This is a genomic window from Rhodococcus sp. UNC363MFTsu5.1, from assembly GCF_000686785.1.
GTDB lineage: Bacteria > Actinomycetota > Actinomycetes > Mycobacteriales > Mycobacteriaceae > Rhodococcus_G > Rhodococcus_G maanshanensis.
Genome location: NZ_JMLO01000001.1, coordinates 571760 through 585283, shown reverse-complemented (window position 1 = coordinate 585283; position 13524 = coordinate 571760). Strand labels below are relative to the sequence as shown.

The following is a 13524-nucleotide window of genomic DNA, read 5'->3' as shown; positions in this document are numbered from 1 at the left end:
CGATGTCCATTTCGTCGCAATCGCCGCCGACGTTACCCAGGGCGGGCATTGAGCCGGGCGGCCTGGCGCGTCAGATGGTCACGCTCGGCGAGATTGGTTGCCTTCTCGGCCGCCTCGACGTAGAGCCGCGCCGCCGTCGCCAGGTCGCCGTCGCGCTCGTGGAAGTACGCGGCCACCGCGGTATGCCGGGGCAGAGTGTCGTCCAGCACCGCGAGCGCCGCCAGGCCGGCACGCGGCCCGTCGGCCTCGCCGACTGCCACCGCGCGATTGAGCCGGACGACCGGACTGCCGGTCAGGCGCACGAGCTCGTCGTACCACTCGACGATCTGCACCCAGTCGGTCTCCTCGGCGGTGGGCGCGTCGGCGTGCAGTGCCGCGATGGCGGCCTGGGCCTGGTACTCCCCCAGCCGGTCGCGGGCGAGGGCCGCCTGCAGGATGCCGATGCCTTCGGCGATCGACGCGGTGTCCCACCGGCCGCGGTCCTGCTCGGCCAGCGGCACCAGACTGCCGTCGGGCGCGGTCCTGGCGCCGCGCCTGGCGTGGTGGAGCAGCATGAGCGCGAGCAGCCCGGCCACCTCGGGGTGATCGATCGCGGCCGCGAGCTGCCGGGTAAGCCGGATGGCCTCGGCGGCGAGGTCGACATCGCCGGAGTAGCCCTCGTTGAAGACCAGGTAGAGGACACGCAGGACGGTGGCGACGTCGCCGGGCTGGTCGAACCGCACGCCGGAGACGGTTCGCTTGGCCCGGCTGATGCGCTGCGCCATGGTCGCCTCGGGCACCAGGTAGGCCTGGGCGATCTGCCGCGTGGTCAGCCCGCCGACGGCACGCAGCGTCAGCGCCACGGACGACGACGGCGTCAACGACGGGTGGGCACACAGGAAGTAGAGCTGGAGCGTGTCGTCCACCGCGGGCGCGGACCCGGGCGCCGGTTCCACCTCCACGACGTCCTCGCGTCGGCGGCGGGCGGCGTCCGCCCTGGTCGCGTCGAGGAACTTGCGCCAGGCCACCGTGACCAGCCAGCCCTTCGGGTCCCGCGGCGGGTCGGCCGGCCAGACACGGACCGCCTCGAGCAACGCGTCCTGCACGGCATCCTCGGCCGCCGCGAAGTCGGCTCCGCGGCGGACGAGGATCCCGAGGACGTGTGGCGTGAGGCTCCGGAGCAGCACCTCGTCCACAGGAGAGGTCACTCCGTGATGATGGGCGGCACGGTCAGGAAGGGGCGCACCTCGAGCCACTCGTGGATCGGCTTGCCGCCCGCCCCTGGTGCGGCCGACAGTTCCCCGGCCAGTTCGATGGCGCGCTCGCGACTGTCGACGTCGATCACCATCCAGCCGGCGATGAGGTCCTTGGTCTCGGCGAACGGGCCGTCGGTGACCGGGGCGCGACCCTCGCCGTCGTACCTGACCCACATCCCCTCGGGCGCGAGCGCGTTCTCGTCGACGAACTCCCCGGTCCCCACGAGCCGGTCCGCGAAATCCCGCATGTACTGCACGTGGGCCGAGATCTCCTCCGGCGTCCACCGGTCCATCGGCACGTCGTTGACCGAAGCCGGGGCGCCGCGGTAGTGCTTGAGCAACAGGTACTTGGCCATCGTGTTTCTCCTCGGTGCTGGTGTGACCCATTGTGGTCGCACTCACCACTGGGACGGAGCCGGTCACGGGTTCTCGACATCACGGCGCGGGACACCGGCCGGACGGACATTTGCGGGCGACCGAAACAAACTGAATGCACGACCGAATTCCGAATTCAGCCGATGCCACGAATTTGCCTCCCGAAAGAACCCCGCTAGCATTCGAAAACGAAGGGGAGTAGTTCACTCTGAATATCCCGACAAGGGTCGGGCAGAGGCGGATGGTCGACATGCTGGCGCCACAGCGCGCCCGGTCATCCACCGGCAGCACACGCGAAAGCTGTTCGGCGAGCGAGACCTTCGGACCGACTCCACCGTCGGCCGAAGACTCTCTTTCACGATCGGGCGAGTCCGCGGCCGTTGACCCGAAGGCCTGAGACCCATTTCACCGAATTCGGCAGAAACCGAGACACTCGATATTCCGACCCACCGCGCCGTGTTGCCGCGATCACTGGGAATCACCGCGGTGTTCATTCTTCCCGCACTCGCACTCCGACTCTCGGGCATGCACCCGAATCCGATAGCGGCCCTGCTGATCTACGGGGCCGCCGTTGTCGCGGCGAGCTTCCTGCTCGCCTGGGCAGCCGAGGCCGCCCAGATCGACGTCTCCGGCGGACTGGCGATCGCCGTCCTCGCCCTGGTCGTGGTGCTCCCCGAGTACGCGGTCGATCTCTACTTCGCCTATACCGCCGGACACGACCCGGCCTACCTGCACTACGCGGCGGCCAACATGACCGGCTCGAACCGACTACTGATGGGCATCGGCTGGCCCCTGGTCGTACTGATCTCGATCGCAGCAGCAAAGAGAGTCACCGGCAAACCGGTCACGGCCCTGGCCCTCGAGTCCGGCAATCGTGTGGAGCTCGGGTTCCTCCTCGTCGCGGGCGTCGCGGCGTTCGTCATCCCTGCGACCGGTCAGATCCACCTGGTGTTCGGTGCCGCGCTCCTGGCCTGGTTCGGCTTCTACCTCTACAGACTGACCCGCGGGGACGTCGAGCAACCCGACCTGATCGGGACCGCGGCCGCGATCGGCACGTTGCCGGACCGCGCGCGCCGTACGACGGTGATCGCGATGGTCGCCGTCGCCGCCGCGGTCATCGTCGCCTGCGCGGAACCCTTCGCGAACAGCCTCGTCCACGCCGGTACCGAGCTCGGCGTCGATCAGTTCCTGCTCGTACAGTGGGTCGCCCCACTCGCCACCGAGGCGCCCGAGTTCACCATCGCGATCATCTTCGCGGCACGCGGCAAGGGAACGGCCGCGATCGCGATGCTGATCTCGTCGAAGGTCAACCAATGGACCCTGCTGGTGGGATCACTGCCGCTGGCCTATCTCGCGGGCGGCGGCGGACCCGCCCTGATGCTCGACGGGCGGCAGGTCGAAGAGATGTTGCTGACCGCCACGCAGACGATGATGGGGGTCGCCCTGATCCTTGCCCTGCGGTTCCACCGCCGGTCCGCCGCGGCACTGTTGGCGCTGTTCATCATCCAGTTCGCGATCACCTCGACCCAGGGCCGAATGATCCTGTGCGGTGTCTATGCGGTCGTCGCGGCGGTCGCGTTGACGCTCAACCGCAGGCAGCTCGTTCCCACCGTGACCGCGCCGTTCACCCGTGACGGCGACGGTCACCGCTGACGCCTCGGTGTCCACGCCGCATCAAGAGCCCGGCCGAGGGCATAAGGGAAGCATCAAGACCGCTGGTACACATCCGATCCGGGACCACACTCGCTCGGTGACCACCGCACTGCTCATCCGGGCACCCCGCACCGGACGCCCCAAGCGAAAGACCGATCGACACAAGCTCTCGGTCTCCACCGGCCTGGCCGGGCTCTCCCTGGACGCCATGGCGTCGGTGTCCTACGGACCGGAGGCGATCGTGCTCGTCCTCGCGGTCGCGGGCGGCGCCGGGCTCGGCTTCACGGTTCCCGTCACCCTCGCCATCGCTGCACTGCTCGCGGTGCTCGTCGCGTCCTACCGTCAGCTCATCGCCGCCTTCCCGAACGGTGGCGGCGCGTACGCCGTGGCCCGGGCCCGACTGGGCCACCGCACCGGACTCGTCGCGGCGGCCTCCCTGGTGATCGACTACATCCTCAACGTCGCGGTCTCCATCGCCGCGGGCGTCGCGGCCCTGACCTCTGCTTTTCCCGCCCTGCTCCCCCACACCGCCTGGATCTGCCTGGCCGTCCTGGCCGGGATCACGGCGCTGAACCTGCGCGGGATCGCGGACAGCGCAAGAGCCTTCATGATCCCCACCGCGATCTTCGTCGTCAGCATCTTCACCGTGATCGTGGCCGGTCTCCTCCGCACGGAACCACTGAGCGTCACCGAGGGCACCGCCGTCGCCGCCAACGTCCAGACCGTCGGGGTCCTGTTGCTGCTCAAGGCATTCTCCAGCGGATGCGCCGCCCTCACCGGCGTGGAGGCCATCGCGAATGCGGTGCCCAGTTTCCGTGAACCCCGCGTCAAGAATGCGCAGCGCGCCGAGGTCGCACTCGGCATCCTTCTCGGCACCATGCTGATCGGACTCGCGGTCCTCATCGGCAAGTTCGCCCTGCACCCGGTCGAGGGGACCACGGTGCTCTCTCAGCTCACCGAGGCGTCCCTCGGACACGGGATCGGCTACTACGTGGTGCAATTCGCGACCGTGGTTCTGCTCGCCCTCGCCGCGAACACCTCCTACGGCGGCCTGCCGACGCTGATGCGCCTGCTCGCCGACGACAACTGTCTGCCGCATCGTTTCGCGCTGCGCTCAGCCCGCGAGGTCTACCGGTACGGCGTGCTCACCCTCGGACTGTTCGCCGCCGTGCTGCTGATCGGTTCACGGGGCAGCATGAACGCCCTTGTCCCGCTGTTCGCCATCGGCGTCTTCGTCGGGTTCACCCTCGCCCAGGTCGGTTTGGTCCGGCACTGGATGCTGACCCGGGCCCCCGGCTGGCGGTGGCGCGCCTGCCTGAACGGATTCGGTGCCACGCTGACCGCCGTCGCGGCACTCATCACCACCGCGATGAAGTTCACCGAGGGTGCGTGGCTCATCGTGGTGGCCCTGCCCCTCATCGTGTTCCTGATGGAGCGGGTGCGGGCGGCCTACGCGGCCATCGGCGACCGATTGCACCTCGGCGAGGTGCCCGCCGCGCCCACCGTGCAGGGCAGCGTGGTCGTCGTTCCGGTCGCCGAGGTCTCCGAGCTGAGCCGCGAGGCGATCTGCGCCGGACTGTCGATGGGCAGCGACATCGTCGCGGTCCGGGTGTGCCCGACCGGAGAGTCGCCGCGAGCCTTCACCAAGGCGTGGGAGGCGTGGCACCCGGGGGTCCGCCTGGTCCTGCTCGACGGGGCCGACGACGGGCTCGCGCCGACCTTGGTCCGCTACATCAACGACAAACTCGCCGACCGACGGGTGGTCGTGGTGATCGGCGAGGTGGAGCCGGACTCCGCGTGGCAGCGGATCCTGCCGAACCACAGGGGCGACGAGCTGGATCGCGCGCTGCGCCGCGAGACCGACGCGGTGGTGTGCAGAGTGTGGCTGCGGGTGGGCCGATCAGTCCCGCAGCAACCGGGTCAGCCCCTCCTGGACGACCGCCGCGACCAGGTTCCCACCGCGGTCGAAGATCCGGCCCTGGGTCAGCGCCCTGCCGAACCCCGCGGACGGTGACGACTGGTCGTAGAGCAGCCACTCGTCGGCACGGAAGGGCCGCATGAACCACAGCGCGTGGTCGAGCGAGGCCTGCTGGATGTCTTCGTCCGGATGCGGCACCTTCGCCGAGCCGAGCAACGTCATGTCGCTCATGTAGGCGAGGGTGCAGACGTGGAAGACGGGGTCCTCGGGGAGCGTGCGGCGGTACCGGAACCAGACCTGCTGCTGCGCAGGAACGCCCCTGCGCCGGGTCACCTTGTCCTCGGGCACGAATCGCAGATCCCAGTCCGCCCACTCGCGGAACTCCCACGACAGTTCCTCGCTCATCATCTCCGAGGTGTCGGGCAGGTCCTCCGGGTTCGGCACCGGGGGCATCTCGTCCTCGTGCTCGATCCCGACGTCGCCGACGTGGAACGAGGCGGACATGGTGAAGATCGCCTGACCGTCCTGGACCCCGGTCACCCTGCGGGTGCAGAACGAACGCCCGTCCCGGATCCGGTCGACGAGGAAGACGGTGGGGATGGTCGGGTTTCCCGGCCGCAGGAAGTAGCCATGCAGCGAGTGCACCCGGTACCGCTCCTCGACGGTGCGGACCGCGGAGACCAGGGCCTGACCCGCCACCTGCCCACCGAACGTCCGGGTCAGCATCGTGTCCGCGACGATGCCGCGGAAGATGTCCTTCTCCAGCCGTTCGAGTTCCAGGATCTCTTCGATGGACGACATGCGTACCCCTTTCGACCGGTGCTCACGCTAGCAACGACGCGGCCCCGCATCCGGGATGCGGGGCCGCGTCGAGAGATTCAGCAGTTCGGGGTGCCGGAGGTCACCAGCCGCGCTCGGCGAGGCGGTGCGAGACCGGCAGGTCGTCGACGTTGATGCCGACCATCGCCTCACCGAGACCGCGGGAGACCTTCGCCAGCACGTCCGGGTCGTCGAAGAAGGTGGTGGCCTTCACGATCGCCGCCGCACGCTCGGCCGGGTTGCCGGACTTGAAGATGCCCGAACCGACGAACACACCCTCCGCGCCGAGCTGCATCATCATCGCCGCATCGGCCGGGGTGGCGATGCCGCCCGCGGTGAACATGGTGACGGGGAGCTTGCCCTCCTTGGCCACCTCGACCACCAGGTCGTACGGCGCCTGCAGCTCCTTGGCCGCCACGTAGAGCTCGTCCTCGCTCAACGAACCGAGACGACGGATCTCACCGAGGATGGTCCGCATGTGCGTGGTGGCGTTGGAGACATCGCCCGTGCCTGCCTCGCCCTTCGAGCGGATCATGGCCGCGCCCTCGGTGATCCGGCGCAGCGCCTCACCCAGGTTGGTGGCACCGCACACGAACGGCACGGTGAACTTCCACTTGTCGATGTGGTTGGCGTAGTCGGCGGGGGTCAGCACCTCGGACTCGTCGATGTAGTCGACGCCGAGGGACTGCAGGATTTGGGCCTCCACGAAGTGGCCGATCCGGGCCTTGGCCATCACCGGGATGGACACGGCGGAGATGATGCCGTCGATCATGTCCGGGTCGCTCATCCGGGACACGCCGCCCTGTGCGCGGATGTCCGCGGGCACACGCTCGAGGGCCATGACCGCCACGGCACCCGCGTCCTCGGCGATCTTGGCCTGGTCGGGGGTGACGACGTCCATGATGACCCCGCCCTTGAGCATCTCGGCCATGCCGCGCTTGACGCGGGCCGTGCCGGTGGTCGGGGCGGTATCAGGGGTGCTCACGGCATACTCCATCGGTAGTGACCTGTCAGGGGAACTCGTTCAATTCTAGGACGATGCGGCATTCCGCCGATCGCCCGGTCAGCGAATCGATCGAACCTCGGGTTCGACCAGCCTTGCGACCACGACCTTCGCCTCCTCCAGGAGGTCCGGCAGCTCCTCCGGGTACACCACCTCGCCGGTCGCGGCGATCTCCCTGATGTCGCTCGGGCTGCACCAGCGATGACCGGTGATCGCGCGCCGTTCGAGGTCGGTGAAGCCGCTGCGCGTCGGGGTGAACTCGGTGGTCTGCAACGCGAAGAACAGCTCCTCGGACCGGATCAGCTCGCCGTCGTAGGGGAACACCGCGACCCGGCGCCACATCGGCCCGCGCAGTGCCGACTCGCCGACCGACAGCCCGGTCTCCTCTCTGACCTCCCGGATGGCGGCCGCCCGCAGGGTCTCCCCCATCTCGACGGCGCCGCCGATCGTGAACCAGAAGTAGACGTCGGGCACCTGCGGATCGTGCCCTCGCAGCAACAGCACCCGGCCCTTCTCGTCGAGCAGCACCACGCGGGAGGATGTCCGCGTCTCGTCGACGTTCAGGCCGGCGCCCACCACCGGGGCGGTGCGCTCCGCGATCTCGAAGTAGGTGGGCAACGGGGCGGTACCGCCGAGGTGCAGCCAGCGCACCGGTCGCCGGGTCCGCAGCGCGAGGGTGTCGCGCACCGCGTCGTTGTGGAAGCGACGGGCGATCAGCACCCGGGCCTCGGCATCGGCCAACTCCGCCACGAGCTGGGGCGGCAGGGCCTCCGCAGGCACCGACGCCAGCGCGACCGACAGCGCGTTCTCCTCGGTCTCCCGGTGTCCGCGATCCGCCCGCTCGGCCTTGATCGCCAAGGCCGCCAGCGCTTTTCCGTCCGGGACGGGAGCTGCCCCGCCAGGCGCGAGGGCCGCGGCCACCGCTCGGGCCACCACCGACCTGCGCGCGAGCGAGGCGTCGAGGGCCTGCCAGGACAGGTCCGAGCGCACGTGCAGTCGATCGAGCCGGTTCGCGGTGCCGTACGCCCACACGCCGATCGCGATGATGACCGCAGCGATCAGTGCGAGGAGGAGGATCGAGGACGCGGAGAAGGTCACGAGCGAACCTCGACACCGACGCCGCTGCCGCCGACCGTCACCGTCTCGTAGACGCGCAGGATCTGTTCCGCGACCACCGGCCAGTCGTACTCGGCCACCACCTCGGTGGCCGTGCCGACCAGCGCCCGACGGCGGTCAGGGTCGCTGAGCACCGAGTCGATCGCCGTTGCCAGCGCGCCGGAGTCGCCGACCGGCACCAGCATCCCTGCGGTGCCGTCCCGCAGCACCCGACGGAAAGCGTCCAGCTCGCTGGCCACCACCGCCGTGCCCGCCGCCATCGCCTCCACGAGCACGATGCCGAAGCTCTCGCCGCCGAGGTTCGGCGCGCAGTAGACGTCGGCGCTGCGCAGGGCCGAGGCCTTCTCCGCGTCGGTGACCTGGCCCAGCAGGCGCAGGTGTCCGGCGTAACGGCCCGCGTCCTTGCGCAGCCGGTCCTCGTCTCCGCGGCCGACGACCAGGATCTCCAGGTCGGGATGCTTCGCGACGAGCTCCGGTAGCGCCTCGAGCAGCACCGCCATCCCCTTGCGCGGCTCGTCGTAGCGACCGAGGAACAGCACGGTTCCCCCCTCGCGTGGGTACCCGGGCAGCGGGTCGGCGGTCGCGAACGCGGGCACGTCGACACCGTTGGGGATCTCGACGGCATCCGAGCCGAGCGACTCCATCTGCCACCGTCTCGCCAGTTCGGAGACGGCGATGCGGCCGCTGATCTTCTCGAGGTAGGGCGCGAGCACGCCCTGGAAGGTGCTCAGCACCAACGACTTCGTGGTCGAGGTGTGGAAGGTCGCGACGATCGGGCCCTCGGCGATCTTCATCGCCAGCATCGACAGGCTCGGCGCGTTCGGCTCGTGGATATGCAACACGTCGAAGTCGTTGTCGACGATCCACCGCCGAACCCGCGCATAGGAGACGGGACCGAATCTCAACCGGGCCACTGAGCCGTTGTACGGGATCGCGACGGCCCGGCCGGCCGAGACCACGAAGTCAGGGAGCTCGGTGCCGTCCGAGGCGGGCGCGAGCACGCTGACCTTGTGTCCCCGTTCGATGAGCACCGACGCCAACTCGACGACGTGGGCCTGCACCCCACCCGGCACGTCGAACGAATAGGGACAGACCATCCCGATCCTCATGGCGCTTCCATCCGCGACAGCCGGCCCTCGGAGAGGTCGGCGAGCCAGAGCGGCTGGAGCATGTGCCAGTCGGCCGGGTGGGCCGCGATGTTGGCGGCGAACCGGTCGGCGAGGGCCTGGGTGGCCGCGGCCACCCCACCGGAGGTGTCCACCGGCGGATCGACCTGGAAGCCCCAGCCGTCGCCCTCGAAGTAACAGTGCACCGAGAGCAGCGCGGCACCGGTGTCGATCGCGAGCTTGGCAGGGCCTGCGGGCATCCTGGTGGGTTCGCCGAAGAAGGTCACCGGCACACCGTGTTTGGCGAGGTCGCGCTCCCCCAGCAGGCACACCACCCGGTTCTGACGGAGCCGCTCGGCCAGCTGCTCGAAGGGCGGACGCTCCCCACCGCTGAGCGGGAAGATCTCGAACCCCAGTCCCTCCCGGTAGGCGAGGAAACGCTGGTACAGCGACTCCGGCTTGAGCCGCTCGGCGACGGTCGTCACCGAGCCGAAGCGGTGCACGGCCCACACGCCCGCCATGTCCCAATTCCCGCTGTGCGGCAACGCGAGCATTACTCCGCGGCCGTCCGCGAGGGCCTTGTCCAGGTGCTCCTGGCCGTACACGTTCGCGTTGAGCCGCTCGGCGAGCTCGGCATGATCCATCGACGGCAGCCGGAAGGCCTCCCGCCAGTAGCGGGCATAGGAGCGCATCGAGTCCCGGATCAGCTCGTCCGGCACCTCTGCGGCGGGTACACCGAGCACCCGTGCCAGGTTGCGGCGCAGTTGATCCGGGCCGCCGCCGCGACGGGCCGCCCGATCCGCGCCCCGGTTGAACAGCGACTGCGCCACCCCTTCCGGCAGCGCGCGGACCAGCCGCCACCCGGCGGCGTAGCCGAGATCGGTCGCACGTTCGGTCCAGCTCACGTCGTCGGCGCCTCTCCACTCTCCGCGATGCCGCTCTTCGTCGGCAGCGGATCCCGGGCCCCAGTGGCGTTGCGCACCTGCAGCAGCCGCTGGAACACGGTGATGACACTCGCCACCGCCAGGAGCCACATCGCCACGTAGACGGCCCATTCGAGCCAGTCGATGCCGAAGTGCCCCGCGAGGCCGGTCAGGCCGGAACCGAGGAGGACGATCACCAGGCGATCCGATCGCTCGATGAGGCCACCCTCCGCGGACAGCCCGCTCGCCTCGGCGCGAGCCTTGGCGTAGGAGATGACCTGCGAGGTGACCAGGCAGATCAGGGTGGCCACCAGCAGCGACCGGCTGTTCTCGTGATACACCGCCCACCAGGCCAGACCCGCGAAGATGGCACCGTCGGCGATCCGGTCGCAGGTCGCGTCCAGCACCGCCCCGTATCGGGTTCCGCCACCACGGACCCGCGCCATCGCACCGTCGACCAGGTCGAACAGGACGAACGCGGCGATCACGATCGCGCCCCAGAACAGGTGCCCCGAGGGGAACAGGGTGACCGCCGCCGCCACACTGGCCGTCGTGCCGAAGACGGTCACGACGTCCGGGGACAGCCCGGCCGCGACCAAGGCCCTTCCCACCGGCGCGATCACCTTCGACACCGCGGCGCGCCCGAGAACGCTCAGCACCTGTCGACCCCCGTTCCTGTCCTGGAAGTGACCCGATTTCGAGTTGATCTCGTCAACGATCCTGCCATGACGCAGGCGATACGGCTCACGCGTTCCAGGCTGCCGAGAGCAGCGCCCTGGTCTCGCGCAGGAGCTGGGGCATCACCTTCGCACCGCCGACGACGGTGATGAAGTTCGCGTCGCCGCCCCAGCGCGGAACGATGTGCTGGTGCAGGTGCTCGGCCAGCGAACCGCCCGCAGCGGCGCCCAGGTTCAGCCCCACATTGAAGCCGTCCGGCCGCGAGACCCGCTTGATCACGCGGATCGCCTGCTGCGTGAACGCCATCAGCTCGGCCGACTCCTCGGGGGTGAGGTCCTCGAGCGCGGCGACCCGGCGGTACGGAACCACCATCATGTGGCCGGGGTTGTAGGGGTACAGGTTGAGCACCGCGTAGACGTGCTCGCCGCGGGCGACGATCAACCCCTCCTCGTCGCTCATCTTCGGGATGTCGGTGAACGGTCCCTCGCCAGGGGTCGTGACCTTCGGCGCCTCGGCGATGTACGACATCCGGTGCGGCGACCACAGTCGCTGCAGCCGGTCCGGGTCACCGGGTCCGGTGTCGACGACCGAGCCCTCGTCGCTCATCCGAGGCCTCCGAGCAGTTCGGCTGTGGGCGAGGCGTTCTCGCGCCTCGCGATCCATCCGCTGATCGCCTCGACGGCGTCCTCGACCGCGATGCCGTTGATCTGGGTGCCGTCACGGAAGCGGAAGCTGACGGCGCCCGCCTCCACGTCCCGCTCGCCTGCGAGCAGCATGAACGGCACCTTCTGCGTGGTGTGGTTGCGGATCTTCTTCTGCATCCGGTCGTCGCTGACGTCCACCTCGGCCCGGACACCGGCGGCCTTGAGCTTGGCCACCACGTCGAACAGGTGATCCTCGAAGGCCTCGGCGACGGGGATGCCGACGACCTGCACCGGAGCCAGCCACGCCGGGAACGCGCCCGCGTAGTGCTCGGTGAGCACGCCGAAGAACCGCTCGATCGACCCGAACAGGGCGCGGTGGATCATCACCGGCTGATGCTTGGCACCGTCGGATCCGGTGTACTCGAGGTCGAATCGCTGCGGCAGGTTGAAGTCGAGCTGGATGGTCGACATCTGCCAGGTGCGTCCGAGCGCGTCCTGAACCTGAACGGAGATCTTCGGGCCGTAGAACGCGGCGCCGCCCGGATCCGGCACGAGGGTCAGCCCGGAGGCCTCCCCGACCTCCGCCAGGGTCCGGGTCGCCTCCTCCCAGACGTCGTCGTCACCGACGAACTTGTCCGGGTTCTTGGTCGACAGTTCGAGGTAGAAGTCGTCGAGTCCGTAGTCCTTGAGCAGGCCGAGCACGAAGTTCAGCGTGGTGGTGAGCTCGTCGCGCATCTGCTCGCGGGTGCAGTAGATGTGCGCGTCGTCCTGCGTCATGCCGCGCACGCGGGTCAGGCCGTGCACGACGCCGGACTTCTCGTAGCGGTAGACGGAGCCGAATTCGAACAGCCGCAACGGGAGTTCGCGGTAGGACCGGCCGCGGGAACGGAACACCAGGTTGTGCATCGGGCAGTTCATCGGCTTGAGGTAGTAGTCCTGGCCCGGCTTGCGGACCGTGCCGTCCTCGTTCAGTTCCGCATCGATGTGCATCGCCGGGAACATGCCGTCCTTGTACCAGTCCAGGTGGCCGGAGACCTGGTACAGGTCGCCCTTGGTGATGTGCGGCGAGTAGACGAATTCGTAGCCCTCCTCGACGTGCCTGGCACGCGAGTAGTTCTCCATCTCCTGGCGGATGATGCCACCCTTGGGGTGGAAGACGGGCAGGCCGGAACCCAGCTCGTCGGGGAAACTGAACAGGTCCAGCTCCGCGCCGACCTTGCGGTGGTCGCGACGCTCGGCCTCCGCGATCAGCTCCATGTGCTTGTCGAGCGCCTCGGTCGACTCCCACGCGGTGCCGTAGATGCGCTGGAGGTCCTCGCGGTTCTGGTCGCCGCGCCAGTACGCGGCGGAGCTGCGGGTCAGCTTGAAGGCGGGGATGTGCTTGGTGGTGGGAATGTGCGGGCCCCGGCACAGGTCGCCCCACACCTTCTCGCCGGTCCTCGGGTCGAGGTTGTCGTAGATGGTCAACTCGTTGCCGCCGACCTCCATCACCTCGGGGTCGTCGATGCCCGACTTGTCGTCGATCAGTTCGAGCTTGAACGGCTCGTTCGCCAGCTCGACGCGGGCGTCCTCGATGTTCTCGACCACGCGGCGCGAAAAGCGTTGCGAGCCCTTGATGATCTGCTTCATCTTCTTCTCGAGGCGGGCCAGGTCCTCAGGGGTGAACGGCTCGTCGACCCGGAAGTCGTAGTAGAAGCCGTCCTTGATCGGCGGGCCGATGCCGAGCTTGGCGTTCGGGAACTCCGACTGCACGGCCTGGGCGAGCACGTGCGCGGCGGAATGCCGGATCACGGTGCGTCCGTCCTCCGAGTCGGCCGCGACGGGCTCGACCAGTGCATCCTGCTCGGGAATCCAGGACAGGTCCTTGAGCTGGCCCTCGGCGTCGCGGACCACGACGATGGCGTCCGCGCCCTTGCCGGTGAGCCCCGCCTCCCGAACCGCCGTACCGGCGGTAGTCCCCGCTGGCACCCGGACGTGGGCGGCTGAGACTGCGGATGCGGGCGTGGTCACGGCTATGTGCTCCTCGGTGTTCGGCGCCGACTCGAAGACGGCAG

12 protein-coding genes are annotated in these 13524 nt (G+C 69.1%); 2 read left to right on the top strand and 10 right to left on the bottom strand.

Annotation, left to right across the window (positions count from 1 at the left end; all coding sequences use genetic code 11):
• Positions 1-32: 32 nt before the first annotated feature.
• Both BR31_RS0102760 and BR31_RS0102755 read right to left on the bottom strand, forming a co-directional pair.
• Positions 33-1175: an RNA polymerase sigma factor gene (locus tag BR31_RS0102760; protein WP_027499608.1), complete on the bottom strand. Its 1143-nt coding sequence runs from the start codon at positions 1173-1175 to the stop codon at positions 33-35.
• 8 nt (positions 1176-1183) lie between these two features.
• Positions 1184-1591 carry a YciI family protein gene (locus BR31_RS0102755; protein ID WP_027499607.1) on the bottom strand — a complete coding sequence of 136 codons (408 nt, stop codon included), beginning with the start codon at positions 1589-1591 and terminating at the stop codon, positions 1184-1186.
• A gap of 544 nt (positions 1592-2135) precedes the next feature.
• On the opposite strand from BR31_RS0102755, the gene BR31_RS0102750 reads away from it, so the two are divergent.
• On the top strand, positions 2136-3263 hold the full coding sequence (locus tag BR31_RS0102750; RefSeq protein ID WP_081830300.1) for a sodium:proton exchanger: 1128 nt from the start codon (positions 2136-2138) through the stop codon (positions 3261-3263).
• Between the two features lie 208 nt (positions 3264-3471).
• On the top strand, positions 3472-5277 hold the full coding sequence (locus BR31_RS27260) for an APC family permease (protein ID WP_081830299.1): 1806 nt from the start codon (positions 3472-3474) through the stop codon (positions 5275-5277).
• On the opposite strand, the gene BR31_RS0102740 is transcribed toward BR31_RS27260, so the two are convergent.
• The 8 genes from BR31_RS0102740 to thrS form a co-directional block, all read right to left on the bottom strand.
• The gene (locus tag BR31_RS0102740; protein ID WP_027499605.1) at positions 5164-5982 is read right to left on the bottom strand and encodes an acyl-CoA thioesterase; all 819 of its coding nucleotides are present in this window, start codon (positions 5980-5982) and stop codon (positions 5164-5166) included. The two genes, BR31_RS27260 and BR31_RS0102740, sit on opposite strands and share 114 nt — an antisense overlap.
• A 100-nt stretch (positions 5983-6082) precedes the next feature.
• A complete protein-coding gene (pdxS, locus tag BR31_RS0102735; protein WP_027499604.1) occupies positions 6083-6985 on the bottom strand; it encodes a pyridoxal 5'-phosphate synthase lyase subunit PdxS in 903 nt (300 codons plus the stop codon).
• 78 nt (positions 6986-7063) lie between these two features.
• Positions 7064-8101, bottom strand: coding sequence for an NUDIX hydrolase (locus tag BR31_RS0102730; protein ID WP_027499603.1), 1038 nt, complete (start codon positions 8099-8101; stop codon positions 7064-7066).
• Positions 8098-9228: a glycosyltransferase family 4 protein gene (locus BR31_RS0102725; RefSeq protein WP_027499602.1), complete on the bottom strand. Its 1131-nt coding sequence runs from the start codon at positions 9226-9228 to the stop codon at positions 8098-8100. Before BR31_RS0102725 ends, BR31_RS0102730 begins: the two co-directional genes overlap by 4 nt.
• On the bottom strand, positions 9225-10130 hold the full coding sequence (locus tag BR31_RS0102720; RefSeq protein WP_027499601.1) for a phosphatidylinositol mannoside acyltransferase: 906 nt from the start codon (positions 10128-10130) through the stop codon (positions 9225-9227). The genes BR31_RS0102725 and BR31_RS0102720 overlap by 4 nt, the downstream gene beginning before the upstream one ends.
• Positions 10127-10807 carry a phosphatidylinositol phosphate synthase gene (pgsA, locus tag BR31_RS0102715; protein ID WP_027499600.1) on the bottom strand — a complete coding sequence of 227 codons (681 nt, stop codon included), beginning with the start codon at positions 10805-10807 and terminating at the stop codon, positions 10127-10129. The genes BR31_RS0102720 and pgsA overlap by 4 nt, the downstream gene beginning before the upstream one ends.
• An 85-nt stretch (positions 10808-10892) precedes the next feature.
• Entirely contained in the window at positions 10893-11432 is a 540-nt protein-coding gene (locus BR31_RS0102710) for an ATP adenylyltransferase (protein WP_027499599.1), read from the bottom strand.
• Positions 11429-13480 carry a threonine--tRNA ligase gene (gene thrS, locus BR31_RS0102705; RefSeq protein WP_027499598.1) on the bottom strand — a complete coding sequence of 684 codons (2052 nt, stop codon included), beginning with the start codon at positions 13478-13480 and terminating at the stop codon, positions 11429-11431. The genes BR31_RS0102710 and thrS overlap by 4 nt, the downstream gene beginning before the upstream one ends.
• Positions 13481-13524: the final 44 nt, after the last annotated feature.